Source organism: Flavobacterium qiangtangense, from assembly GCF_042658345.1.
Lineage (GTDB): Bacteria > Bacteroidota > Bacteroidia > Flavobacteriales > Flavobacteriaceae > Flavobacterium > Flavobacterium qiangtangense.
This window is the reverse complement of sequence record NZ_JBHSQB010000009.1, coordinates 309,852-322,791: the sequence shown is the minus strand read 5'-3', so window position 1 is coordinate 322,791 and position 12,940 is coordinate 309,852. Positions and strand designations below refer to the sequence as shown.

The 12,940-nt window shown below is 34.2% G+C and carries 11 protein-coding genes; 1 reads left to right on the top strand and 10 read right to left on the bottom strand.

Annotated elements, in window-relative coordinates; genetic code table 11:
* Positions 1-161 precede the first annotated feature (161 nt).
* The 4 genes from ACFPVY_RS13305 to ACFPVY_RS13290 form a co-directional block, all read right to left on the bottom strand.
* Positions 162-1,091: a PfkB family carbohydrate kinase gene (locus ACFPVY_RS13305; protein ID WP_379792587.1), complete on the bottom strand. Its 930-nt coding sequence runs from the start codon at positions 1,089-1,091 to the stop codon at positions 162-164.
* 229 nt (positions 1,092-1,320) lie between these two features.
* Positions 1,321-1,530: a hypothetical protein gene (locus tag ACFPVY_RS13300; RefSeq protein ID WP_379792586.1), complete on the bottom strand. Its 210-nt coding sequence runs from the start codon at positions 1,528-1,530 to the stop codon at positions 1,321-1,323.
* A gap of 110 nt (positions 1,531-1,640) precedes the next feature.
* Complete coding sequence (locus tag ACFPVY_RS13295) at positions 1,641-2,030, bottom strand: hypothetical protein (RefSeq protein WP_379792585.1); 390 nt, start codon at positions 2,028-2,030, stop codon at positions 1,641-1,643.
* A complete protein-coding gene (locus ACFPVY_RS13290; RefSeq protein ID WP_379792584.1) occupies positions 2,014-2,601 on the bottom strand; it encodes an RNA polymerase sigma factor in 588 nt (195 codons plus the stop codon). The genes ACFPVY_RS13295 and ACFPVY_RS13290 overlap by 17 nt, the downstream gene beginning before the upstream one ends.
* Positions 2,602-2,730: 129 nt before the next feature.
* On the opposite strand from ACFPVY_RS13290, the gene ACFPVY_RS13285 reads away from it, so the two are divergent.
* Entirely contained in the window at positions 2,731-3,078 is a 348-nt protein-coding gene (locus tag ACFPVY_RS13285; RefSeq protein WP_379792583.1) for a DUF6249 domain-containing protein, read from the top strand.
* Positions 3,079-3,141: 63 nt separating this feature from the next.
* On the opposite strand, the gene ACFPVY_RS13280 is transcribed toward ACFPVY_RS13285, so the two are convergent.
* From ACFPVY_RS13280 to ACFPVY_RS13255, 6 genes are read right to left on the bottom strand one after another with little or no spacing between them, the layout of a single operon-like run.
* Positions 3,142-4,389 carry a hypothetical protein gene (locus ACFPVY_RS13280; RefSeq protein WP_379792582.1) on the bottom strand — a complete coding sequence of 416 codons (1,248 nt, stop codon included), beginning with the start codon at positions 4,387-4,389 and terminating at the stop codon, positions 3,142-3,144.
* Positions 4,390-4,402: 13 nt separating this feature from the next.
* Positions 4,403-8,254: a PAAR-like protein gene (locus ACFPVY_RS13275; protein WP_379792581.1), complete on the bottom strand. Its 3,852-nt coding sequence runs from the start codon at positions 8,252-8,254 to the stop codon at positions 4,403-4,405.
* A gap of 21 nt (positions 8,255-8,275) precedes the next feature.
* Positions 8,276-9,079 (bottom strand): hypothetical protein, encoded by an 804-nt coding sequence (locus ACFPVY_RS13270; RefSeq protein ID WP_379792580.1) that lies wholly within the window; start codon positions 9,077-9,079, stop codon positions 8,276-8,278.
* A gap of 42 nt (positions 9,080-9,121) precedes the next feature.
* Positions 9,122-9,556, bottom strand: a complete 435-nt coding sequence (locus tag ACFPVY_RS13265; RefSeq protein WP_379792579.1) for a hypothetical protein — start codon at positions 9,554-9,556, stop codon at positions 9,122-9,124.
* A gap of 21 nt (positions 9,557-9,577) precedes the next feature.
* Positions 9,578-11,101 carry a DUF3289 family protein gene (locus ACFPVY_RS13260; RefSeq protein WP_379792578.1) on the bottom strand — a complete coding sequence of 508 codons (1,524 nt, stop codon included), beginning with the start codon at positions 11,099-11,101 and terminating at the stop codon, positions 9,578-9,580.
* A gap of 1 nt (position 11,102) precedes the next feature.
* The gene (locus ACFPVY_RS13255) at positions 11,103-12,929 is read right to left on the bottom strand and encodes a type VI secretion system Vgr family protein (protein ID WP_379792577.1); all 1,827 of its coding nucleotides are present in this window, start codon (positions 12,927-12,929) and stop codon (positions 11,103-11,105) included.
* Positions 12,930-12,940 lie beyond the last annotated feature (11 nt).

The window sequence follows — 12,940 nt, the reverse complement described above, 5'->3', positions numbered from 1 at the left end:
ATTATCATATAAGGCATTTAAAATAATATCAGTTGGGTGGCGGTTCTTTTTTCTTGACTCTTTTTTCTTGATTCTCTTTCAGCTTTTGGCTATTCTCTCTTGCCTCTCGCTAATGCTATAAATTAAAAAAAGCCCCGTTTCTGAGGCTTCGGTGTTATCCGTTATTTTTCTAAGACGATGTCGAACTGGGTCAAGGCTTTGAATTGTTGCAGTCTTTCTTGTACTTCTGCTTTTTCTAGTTTGACCATTCTTTCTGTTCCGAATTTTTCTACGCAGAAAGACGCTAAGTTTGAACCGTATATGATCGCATTCTTCATATTGTCGAAAGATACATTTTCGCTTTGCGCAATGAATCCTGAGAATCCTCCTGCAAAAGTATCTCCAGCTCCTGTTGGATCAAAAACTTCTTCTAATGGCAATGCCGGTGCAAAGAAAATTTCTTTCTGGTGGAAAAGCAACGCTCCGTGTTCTCCTTTTTTGATCACTACGTATTTTGGTCCCATCGTGTGGATTTTTGCAGCCGCTTTTACAAGAGAATATTCTCCTGTTAATTGTCTTGCTTCTTCGTCGTTAACCGTAATTACGTCAACGCGTTTGATTACGTCTAATAATTCTGGCAAGGCACAATCCATCCAAAAGTTCATCGTATCTAAAACTACTAATTTTGGCTGTTTTGCCATTTGGTCTAAAACACTGCTTTGAACCAAAGGATGCAGGTTTCCTAACATAACTACATCAGCATTTTTGAAATCCTGAGGTACCTTTGGTTGAAAATCGGCCAAAACGTTTAATTGTGTATCTAAAGTGTCTCTTGAATTCAAATCGTTATGGTACAAACCGCTCCAGAAGAACGTTTTACCGCCTTTAACAATTTCAAGACCTGAAATATCAATATTTCTGCTTGTCAAAAGATCTAAATATTCTTGTGGAAAATCATCGCCAACAACCGAAACTATTGCAGATTTAACGTTAAAATGTGAAGCTGACAAACCAATGTAAGTTGCTGCTCCGCCTAAAATTTTATCTGTTTTCCCAAAAGGAGTTTCAATAGCGTCGAAAGCAACTGTCCCGACAATCAATAATTTATTCATTTTTAGATTTTCGAATTAAGGCGCAAAGATACTTCTAAAGTTTGAAAACTGCAACGATTGTAAAGCACAAAGTTTTGATAATATATAATGTTGATATTTAACAGATTACAATATTTAAGCTAAAACAATATTTAAAAGTTTCGCATTATTATTTATTGGTTGCAAAAAATAAAAAAACCCGAACCAATAGACTTTGCTATTTGTTCGGGCTTTTTGTTATTTTAGAAATCTATGAAGCCAATGGCATTCTATAAACTAATTCGATAAGCGGTTCATAAATATCAACATTTTTCTCTTTCCAAAGTTCTTTTTTTAACGATGATAAAATTTCAAATCTGATATTTTCATCAAGATTTTTCAATCTTGAACGCAACAATTCTACAGTTGGATATTTGAATTGTGTTGATTTAAGTCTGGTGATAATGTAATTTGAGTCCATAGCTTTATTTTTTGGTTGTGGTTATTAATGCGATTCTTCCTGCTAAATTACCTACCTAAAATCAATCTATTGTTGCACCATTTTATTTTGTTTTTATACGATTTAAATATTTAGGTGTTAAATCTTTTATCAAAGTAATTTTTCAATATCGAAATCTGAATTAAAACCATCAAAGTCACAATTAAAATTGAATAAGTCGTGACGTCAGAAACGTGAATCGTTGGAATTAAACTTGAAATTTTAGCGCTAAAATCAATATCAAATTGTGTTTTTTCGTTGTTTGCAAAAATGCTATAAAAAACCATTGCAACTAAAACCGCAAAGATTGAAAACCATATTTTTTTAGAAATTAACGGCTTGTATTCTTTGACTTTGCTTTGTTCTAAAACAGAAACTTGCGCCATAATTTTAGACGTAAAATCAAAAGATGGCGTTTCTAACGAAGTTTCCTTCATTACTTTTTCTATAAATTGCTCTACATTTTTATCGTTCTCTTTCATAGTAATTTATAATTTCGGGTTCCAATTTTTCTTTTAAAATCGAGGCTAATTTTTGACGACTTCGGTAGAGTTTTACTTTTACATTGTTGGCGGTGATGTTCATAATCTTGGCGATTTCCTCTAAACTCTGATCATCAAAATAAAATAAAGTTAGCAAAAATCCTTCTTCACTCGGCAACAAATTTAAGCAATCTTGAATCGATTTCTTCCGTTCGTCTTCCATCATTTGACTTAGCGCATTTTCCATTGTTTTGACCAAATGTTCTGAGAAATCGTCGATATTTATATTTCCTTCGTCTTTTTTATTTTTCTTGATTCGGTCAAGGCAAGTATTGTAAGCTACTTTATATATCCAAGTTGAAAATTTTGAATCTCCTTTAAATTTATCCAAAGAATTAAAAACTTTGATGAATGTATCTTGTGCAACCTCTTCGGCTTCCTCTCTATTTTTGACCATTTTTAAGGCCAAGGAAAATATTAAATCCTTATATCTGTCAACCAAAATAGCAAACGCATTAGAATTTCCTCCAATGATTTCTGCGATGTAGTGCTGATCAGATAATTTAGTCATATTTGGTAAGACGAAGCATTTGTGCAAAAGGTTACAAGAAAATTAAAAATAATTTTTTTTCTTAAATCTGTAACCTAAATTAATTTCGTGTCGTCATAAGGGTATATCAATCAATTAAAAAATACAGTTATGGGTCCAGGAATGTTAATACCAATCAGTTTTTTCGCAATGCTTTTCGGAATCTTTTATCTAATGTATTCTACCAGAAACCGAGAAAGAATCGCATTAATCGAAAAAGGAGTTGATGCTTCTATTTTTATGAAAGGAAGATCAGAAACAACTTCAATGTGGAAAATTTTTGTCTTAAATTTTGCTTTCTTATTGATCGGAAGCGGCGTTGGAATTTTTGTAGCGTTATTAATCACAACCTACACAGATTTGAACAACGGCGCGGTTTATCCGTCAATTATCCTTACAATGGCAGGAATCGGCTTGCTTGTGGGATTCAGCAGATCAAAAGATTTAGACAAAAAGTAGTAGTCAAAAATCTATTTAAAAAGCGCGCTTAAAATTGTTTAAGCGCGCTTTTTTATTTTAATATTAATCTTGCATGTGCATTTTATAAGCTTCAACCTCAGCAGTTGCGCTTTCTGCAATTTGGCTTAAATTTGGAATATTATAGTAGTTATTCTTCTTCATTATCACCATAATTTCGGGATGTGATGAAGCTACATTATAAATTACAGATGCTTCGTTGTTCCAAACTGTTGCATTTTCCTGCTTGAATTTCTCGACAGCCGGACTTTCAATACTAGCAATATAAGCAATAATCATTGCCTTTTCCTCTGTTTTAAATTTCTTTGATGGATCTTGGCCCTCATTGAAAACCTTATCGATATCGCCGCCAAACAAAACCAACGCATAATTTGCCAATGCATAAATAAATCGATTGTCAGAAGCTGTTGTATTTTTCTTTACAAAATCTAACAATCCTTTGCGCATTTTCAAATTTCCGTCGCAATCTTTAGCAAAGAAAAGCTCTCCGATTTTCTGCGTTTGTTTTGGTACCGATTTATCATATTTTGAATAAAAATCATTTAATACAAGTTTGTTGATTTTTTCTTCAGAATCATATCCATAAACCGAAACCAGCATTTTCAAAAAATCTTTATCACTGCTCAACAACCATTCAAGATCTGCCTTGCTGTCGTTAAACAAATATTTATTTCTCGCTAAAACCGTCTTTAAATTATAGCTTCTCTCTCGTGATAAATCAGTTTTTGAGTTCCATTTATAAATTTTAATACCAGCGGTTTCTTCTTGCAAATCATTTTCAAATTTTGCGATTTCAGGAAATACTTTCTGGTAATCCATTATTTCAGGAATAAAAAACAACTCTGAAATAAAATTCCCTTCTTTGCTGATATAATTTGCATAATCTAAATCGGTGTTTTTAAAGAATTTCATTTCTTTTTGACAAGGCGAAGTAAAACTTACAAACACGGTTTTTTTATCAGAACTAAAATCGAGTTTTCTTCCAAAAATGGTTTCAATTCTTTTTCCGAATTCATCATTCGAAGGCGCTTTATATCCATTGGAAGACAAATATCCTTTTAAAATTTCATTGGAAGCATTCAAGTCATTTTCAGAAAGCGTGTAATTTGGATAATCTGTTTCAGATCTTTCGGCTGCATATCCAGCCTCAATTTGCTTTTTTAACAAAGTTTCAATTTCTTTATTTTCCATTATATCGCTGGTATTAATTTGTTCTGACTGGTCCTTATCTTTTTCTTGGCAGGAAGAAAATCCTATCAAAAACAGCAAGAAAATAAGCATCTTTAATTTCATAAGTATTGAATATTTAATTTCTAGTGGTGGAAGCTTTGTCAACGTCAGCTTCACTTTTCATAATTTTAAGTTTATATTCATCTGCAATTGGCGTGTAATTTGGCGGAATCACAAACCAATCGATGTCGCTTTTGCTATATTTTGAAATCTTAACGGTTCTTGCACCTGGCGAACCGCCTTGATTTCCGCCGACGCAGTAATAATGATTTCCGTCTTCGCTGATTCCTATTACAAAAGTGATGTGACCAGAACCACCCACGGCTCCTCCTTTTCCATCTGGTTTCGCCTCTTGATTATCATCCCAATCGATTACTGCGGCAGAACCATAAATTGGTTTGTCTTGTTTCCAAAATTGCCACATCGCCGCTCTGCAAGAAAGTGCCGGAGGCGTGTAACCCGCTTGTACAAAGCACCAACTCACAAATGCGCCACACCAATTTGTTTCTTCATTCGATCCTTTTCCATTGGAAGATGCATCGAAATATTCAGAGATTCTTGGATTATTATCTTTTTTTCCAAGAATCGCCTTTTGTCCGATTTCTTTAAGAGCAAACGGAACCCAAGGTGCTTTTCCGGGAATTGGCTCTGATTTTCCATAAACGCAACTTTCGACTTTAAATACTTTTGAAGTAAAATCTTTAAACGCGTTTTGCTTTTTCGTGTAACTTCCGTCAACTTCTTTACCAACTTTAATGGAAATAGGCTTGGTATCCATTTTTCCATTCGTTAAGGTATTAATATTTTTCCATTTAAAAAAAGCCATCGACGACAACACGGCAATTCCTTCATCGGTTAAAACCAAATTAGGATTTTCTACAATGTTTGAATTTTCTTTTAAAGTATAAGTGTTTGCATATTCATAAGCTTTTCTTCCTGTTAATTGCACAAGTCCCTTTCCTCTAAAATTCCAACCGTCGTCTGCTTTTGTATTTCCTAATTCTTTTCCTTTTGCAGAAGTTGGCGAGTAAGCCCAATTTGCAATGTTTTTTTGGTTTTCATCTGAAACACCCGGAAGTGCAGGTTTAAGTACTGCTCTTCCCCACAATTCTGCTTTTTTTCTACCTTCTGTTGTTTGAAAGGCAGCAAACGTGGTTATCAATCCTTTGTAATACCAATTAAAATTTTCTCCGCTTTTTACGTGCAATTTTAACCCAGACTCAACCACAGCTTGCGCAAAAAAGTGTGCTTTATTCCAGCAGGTATCCATGCCAAGATCTTTCATGTGCTTTGTGTAATAATCAGCCACTTTGCTTAAAGTCGTGTCGTCTGCCTGTGTAAATATTTGCTTTAATTCTGCCACGGTAACTGGCTTTTGACAATTTGGACAACCGCCTGCTTTAACTGCCGGACTGGTTCCAACAATAACTGCACTTTTATTCTCAACCATTTTAACGGCTGCGGGCGCAAATAGCAAAAGTACTGTTGCTTCCTCTGTTTTTCCGTCAGCGTCATAAAGACTGTCTCCATTTTTATTTTTTACTTGGATATAAACCTTCCGCATTTCTTTTATCTTCGGAATTTTGCTCCATTTGATCTGACATTTTAGAACTCCAGATTCGTCAACCTTTGCTTTTGTGGTGTATTTCATGTCTTTGTCAAAACCAAAAACTGATTGCCAAACCTCAACGGTTAATTCTTCATTGGCCGGAATTCCTGTTGTATGGGCATAAAACCAACTTATTTTGTCGTAATCAACAGCTGTGTGTTTTTTTGAAGCATTTTCTTCGCCAAGCATCGCGTCAAAAATTTCTCTGTCGCTTGTTATAGTAAAGCTTCCCGCTTTTGGGAATTTAACTTCTTCATTTTTAACCGTGAGTTCTTGCGCCTCTATTTTTATGTGAAATTTGGTATGACCGCCAGCGCTTGACTTCATTTTTCCATCAAAAGACATTGGAATCAGAGCGCCGTCATATTTTTTTATCGCCGTTTCATGAACAACTTTTGCGTTAGAATCGTCAATGATTTGAACTTTAAAATCCTCGCCCAAAAGCTCTTTGTGTTTTATATAAATATTGGCTTTATGGCCCCAACTGGCTTTTTGCATCTTTACGCCGTTTTTATCAGTAAAAACTACATCTAAAAGTTCAGCCTGTTTTATATCGATAATTTGCTTGATACCTGGTTGCCTGTTGATCTTGCAAGTAACGGTCAATTTTCCTGGTTTGGCGATTTTGACATCAATTGCATTTGCCTCGATTTGCTTGCCGTTAACATCCCAAACAACTTTTTCTTCGTCGTTTTTTGGCATTATAAATTTGTCGGCTTTTAGCGTAAATTTTCGCCCAGCTTTCGTTTGTTCAGGAAAACTGATGCTCACAACATCGTTATGTTTTACCGAAAAACGCCAATCATCGGCCTCATCTTTTGATTTAGGACCAAAAGCATTGCTGGTATTCACAAAAGCTTCAACGACATAATTTCCTAATTTGAGAAAATTTGATCCAGATAAATTGATGGAAGAACCCGTTCCCACAGGTCTTCCGTTCAAATTCCATTTAATTTGATTTCCTTCTTCAGACGTAATATTATTTGAACTTTTGTACTGTGTATTTCCTACAGAAAATTTCATTGGCGTTTCTGGACGAATCACTTCAGCCGCATTTGTGATGCTCAAAACAGACAAATTTTCTGTTTTTGCAGAAAATGTTTGGGTTTCAACAACGCCATTTTCATTGGTATAATCTGCCGTTATTGTATATTGCGAGGTTGTATTTGTGGGTATAAAAGTATACGAATTACCATTTTGAGTTCCGTCAGTTATCAAATTTCCGGCTTCATCTTTGGCAAAAAATTTGAGTCTCTGAAGCTCTTCTTGGTTTGGTTCTAATAAAAATTTAGCTTTAAAAACGGCAGGAAAATTTTGCCTCAAACGATTTGTTTTGGCTTTATCTACCCTAGAAAAAACATCACCATCCTTTGTTCCTAAAGAGTTTCCGTCAAGTTTGTTTTCTAGAACTTCCACGTCAATGGAGCAATCTGTATAATTTTTATCGTATCTACCGTCGCTATAATCAGGGCTCTTTGGTTTCCCATAACCTTCCACGCGATACGTTCCTAAAGCTAAAAAGGCATTTTGAAATTGAGGACCAGTTTGCTCTCTGACGAATGATTTTTTTGTGCCTTCATAAATTACCCAAGAAGTCAAATCTGAATTCCCGGATTTTAACTTGGCCGTAAAAACACATTCGTCATTTTTTCGGATTCTGATTTTCTCGACTTCCTTAGATTTTGCAGAACTTAATTCAGTGAAATTTGTTCGACCAGTGATATTTTTTAAAACGATAGTATCGACCACCGGAAATGCTTGTTCCAAAACCGGCTTCTGAACCGCGGGATTTATCAGCATTTGCTCTGCAGGATCGGTATTTTCTGCGTGTTCTTTCACCACAGTATTTGTCTGACCGTGTTTTTTAATGGAAATTGTTCCGCCGACTGTACACTGCAATGTGGAGATTTCTGTAAGCACTGTTTTTCCAGAAACTATTTTTTTATCGTATGTCTTATCCCATTTTGGACCAAAAGCTGGCGCGCACGGCATATTTCCCGAAGATGAAGGTTTTAAAGTGCATTTTCCATAAGTTGCCGTTGGCGGATTTATCGTTTTATCGTCTTCTGTCACGGCAAATTTTCCGTCGCTGTCGTTGATCACGAGTTTTTTGTGTGATGTGACTTCAATTTTTGCCTCTTTGGTAATATCTTCTGCTTTATTGCAAACACAAGTCGCTCCGTGAACTACAAAATATTTATCATCGTGTTCACTTTTTTCGGCTTCTTTTTGTTGTTGTTCTTCGGCCTGTTTTTTTTGTTCTTGATCATATTTATCTTGAACTTTTGCCTCGTTATTATCAATGGTTTCTGTTTCCATAATGCCGTTTTTATAACTTAATTACATCACTGATTTTAAAAAAAGTGTTTCTTGATAATCTAAAAATGAACCAATTTCAATGCTGATATCGGTTTTTGATTCTGTAAAAAATAGCGTTTCGTTTGCATAATTTATTTGCTGTTTCAGCGCAGATTTTATCAAAACCTCTTCCTTAATTTCTTCTAAATTATTTTCAATTCTGTACTGGTTAAAATGATTTAACAATTCACTTTGATCACTATTTTGATAAATATATTCACCAGAAACTTTAGCTTCGTCTGCATTTTTTAATTGCCAAACTGTTTTTCCAACAATTGGTGAGGTCCAGTCAAATTTGCTTTTCTTCTCAAAAGAATATCGTTGCATCGCGCTTTCTAATGTTTTGATGATTCCGAGAGAAAAAATGAATTCGCTTAATTTTTCATAAGAATTTGTCTTTTCAAAAAATTGATCTCGAATGTATTTTAGACCATCACCTTCCATCTCATCTTGCAATTGTCTGTCTTTTTCGATTATTCTATTTTTAATTTCTTCGTAATTTGCCAACTCAAAACTTTCTTCATTCAACAGCAATTTTATTGGAAAAATACATTTAAAATATTCGTCAGAAACCTTTGAAAATTTGTTCTCTATTTCTTTTCCGTTGACCTTAAATTTTAATCGGTCCACAAACAAATCATAGTCTTCATCAGGCGTTTTTTTCATAACTATTTCATAAGTAGAACTTGCTTTAAAATCACTTTCTTCGGTTTTTAAACTAATTTCATTTCTTACTTCAAAATAATTAGAAGACACTTTTGTCTTAAAAAAAGCGCTTTTTTCCATAGGCGTAAATTTCTCCATTAAACCAAATCAAACGTTTGTGTTTTATTTTTTAAAACTAATTTCTGTTTTAAATTCATTAGAATTTTTTACTCTTTTCGTTACCACTTCGGCTATCCCAAATTCATCATAGTAATCGGTGAGAATCTCACTTGAAAAACCTCCGGGATCATCGCCTTTTTCAATAAAATATACTGTTTTGCTATTGCTTTCATAAAAAGTCGAACTGAATTGTATTATTTTATTATCTGAAAAAATAGAGTCGCTTTTTTTTGAGTGATACGCCAATAATTCCGCTTTAAGCGACGTCTTATCTTTTGAATCATCGGTCACCAAAATACTTTGGTAATAAAAAGATTTTCCCTCGTTTTCTCCACGACTAAAAACCCCAATTCCGGAATGATTTTTTAAATTGACAAACATTTCTTGATTTTCACATGACATCAGTAAAAAGCTTATTATGATTAATAATTTATTCATTTTCAAATTATATAAATTGATTTAGAATGTACCTTCAAATTTTTTTTCAAATTTAATTTTCGTTACAAATGGCTTATATCCTCTCAAATGTTGCAAAATAAACCAAGTGACAAACGCTTCTCCAACACTTGGAATTATGTTGAAAATTTTTTCCATATCTGGCAAATCAAGTCCAAAATGATCCCAAAGAATTACTTCATATTTGCATTTATAAGTATTGTTTGTATTTTTTAGTTCTTTAATCACAATTTGAGTTGCCCAAATATCATTTAATGCAATTGTCAAACCTTCTGTTCGATTGACATTATAAATGGGTCTTGAAAACGTTTTATTTTTGTTTTTTCGATCCGCTTGAAGCGTATTGTGATTCCCAAAATAAGGTTTCTTATCTTCAATTTTATCTAAGCTTGTAATGTTTGTTTTGATGCTTTCAGAAAGATATTTCTCTACATCAGCACAATATTTTTTTGTTACGTCACTATTTATTATTGCTTCGGTTAAAACAGGATCTTCATAAATCCCACCTTGATTTGACTTAAATTTTGCAATCATTCTTTTCAAATTTCCTTGTAATAAGCCTGTTGCAAAATAAAGTGAAGCAGTTTGCTCAAAATCCCAAAAAAGCGTTTCGTCTGAAAGGTTATCAAAAATTCGAACATCTAAACCTGTTGGAACATTTAAGTCTACATTAATAAATGGAACCGTTGCCATTGTATATTTTGCACTATAACATTCTTCTCTGCTGTATTTTGCCTTGTCATTTTGATTGGAGTTTGCGGTGCTGTTAACAAATAAAGCGTGGTCGTTGAGTTGAAAACCTTTTTCTGAATATTGGTCAATATATGTGGTGATTGCGCTTGGCGAATAAATGGGATTTGGACCTTTAACACCATAACCAAAAGATAAATCGCTCGCAATTTCTTTACCTTCTTCGTTTAATCCTGGCATTTTATATCGGTCTGCAACAATTTCATTGACTTTTAAATAGTCTTGAATATTAGACGGATATTGCGCATTTTCGTTTGAATAACTACATCTAAAATATAATTCTAAAACTTTGTCAGCTTCATTTTCTAAAAAATTATCGAGTCCGCCAAGTTCAATGGGAACCACGATTTTGTTATTATTTACCGGCCTAACTTGGGTTTCTTTTTGGGTGCTTTTATTGACAAGTGTAATTTTATCATCTTTATCTGCAACAGTATCATTTTCTTCTGGTTCGCTATTGTCTTCTTCATAAAGCGTCATAAAAACATTCCCACCATTTGGAATATTTTTTGTTTCAAGATGAAAATAAACGGTCATAAACGGAATGGCGTTTTTGATAATTTTATTTCCCTCAATATCAAGCGACCACCAGCCTTTTGTAAAATAATTTTTTCTTTCTGGCGGATTTTGAGGATTTCCATAATTTACGCCTCTCTCAACTCCAGTTTCTGTAATAGTCGTAGCAGATCGATACACGATGTTTTCTTTCGCATAAATATTGAAATTTCCGCCCGTCGATTCAATGATTCTTCCGCCAACTATTGTAGTTTTACTCATATCAATGTGCTTGAGATTTTTCTACACTATTATTTTGAATTTCCTTTTGTGAATGCTTGTTGATATTGCCATTGCTTGAAGATTCGTATCCTTTTTCAGAACTAATTGACCTTCCTTGTTCAGTATGCGAGATTAAATCGCCAAGAATTTTTTCAGACATTTCACCACCCACATTCACAAAATGATTTCCTCCGATGGATGTTGAATTGTCAATTCCCACAGTATTATTTTGATTCGCGCCGGCGCTGATGTTTATATTATTTGATGCAGAAATGTTGATATCGGTCGCATCAATATTAATGGTTTGTGGCGCATAAATATTAATTGTGCTTCCCTGCGTGTCAAAAAGAATTTTATTACCGCTTCTGTCAGTAATCAAAATGCTTTCATCTTCCGTAAATTTTATGATATGACCGCTGCGTGTGTGAATTGCTTTTATAGAATTATTTTCGGCTGCGTAACCGCTGGAAGCACTTCCGTTATACATTGATCCAAGAACAAATGGTTTTTCAGCATTTCCCCCTTCAAATCCCACTAAAACTTCTTCACCAACTTCTGGAATAAAATAAAAACCTTTTCCGCTACCAGAATGTGGGTTTGTCATTCTGATCCAAGGCGTATTTTTTTCAGTTTCTTTTTGCCAAGCAAATGCCACCTGAATTCTTCCCAATCCGGCGGGATCGTCATTTGAAATTACCGTTGCAGGTTGTGATTCTGCAATTGGAAAACTGTGCACATTTCCATAAGGTGGAGAAATTACCGCTTCTGGAACGGCATCAAAAGTATTGTGATAATTACCTGATTCATCACAAATATGAACAATATCGGTAATAATATAGCTCCCAAAATTTTGCTCTTGTAAACCATCCGTAAGAATTCCGGTCAACGAGAATGCGGGTTCCTTAATATTTACAACGTCGCCAACTCTCAAACCAGTTTCATCTGAATCGCCTTTTGCAGTAACTAAATCAGCGGTTCTAGATTGCAATTGCGTTGTAATTCTGTCAGTTAAATGTGTTTTCGAATTTCCTTCTTCCAAGGAATGCGAATAAAGCAAAGTTGAAGTATTTGGAAATAATTTTTTTGAAGATTCAAATACCGATTTTGAGTAACCTTCTGGCTGATAATTTACGTCTGAAGAATTTGCTTTTTGCAACTCTCCGTTTGACGGATCATATCCCAAATATTCAAAACCTAAAGATTTTGCGCGCATTTCGATATTAAAAGAATGCAAAGTTCTACCATATTCTAAATTGAAATTTTTAGATTTTGGCTGACCAAAAATTAATTCTTCTCCGTTAAAATAAAACCATTGTCCTTTCTTTTGAGCAATTCTTGAAAGAAATCCAAAATCACTTTCTGTATATTGAACGGTGTAAGATAAAGTCGCATCTTTTTGTACTGAAACTGATGGTTTCAAACTTTCAGAAGAATAATTACCTAAGACTTCTTGAACAATTGCTGCAATATTTTTATCTGTAAATGATTTGATATGAGGCGTTCCTTCTAATAAAATTGTGGGGCTGTAGCCGTTAATGATGATACCGCCAGAAGCTCCTGCCGTTCTTACCATTTGAGTTTCTGTGATGATTCCGTTAAAAACCAATGGCGAATCAGTCATCATATTTGACGGATTTATGGTGATTTTGATCGATTTTCCAATATAACTTTGCGCCTTGTCGATAGCTTGGCTCACAAATTCTTTTGGCAACGGTTGCAATAATGAGAACTTGTGGTGTGTTTGCACTTTTTGTTCAATCACCAATTTTGAAAAACGAGTTAACGCTTCGCCTGCAATTTCTATTTTGATTTGTGTACTTATTGGCATCGCTCTTATTT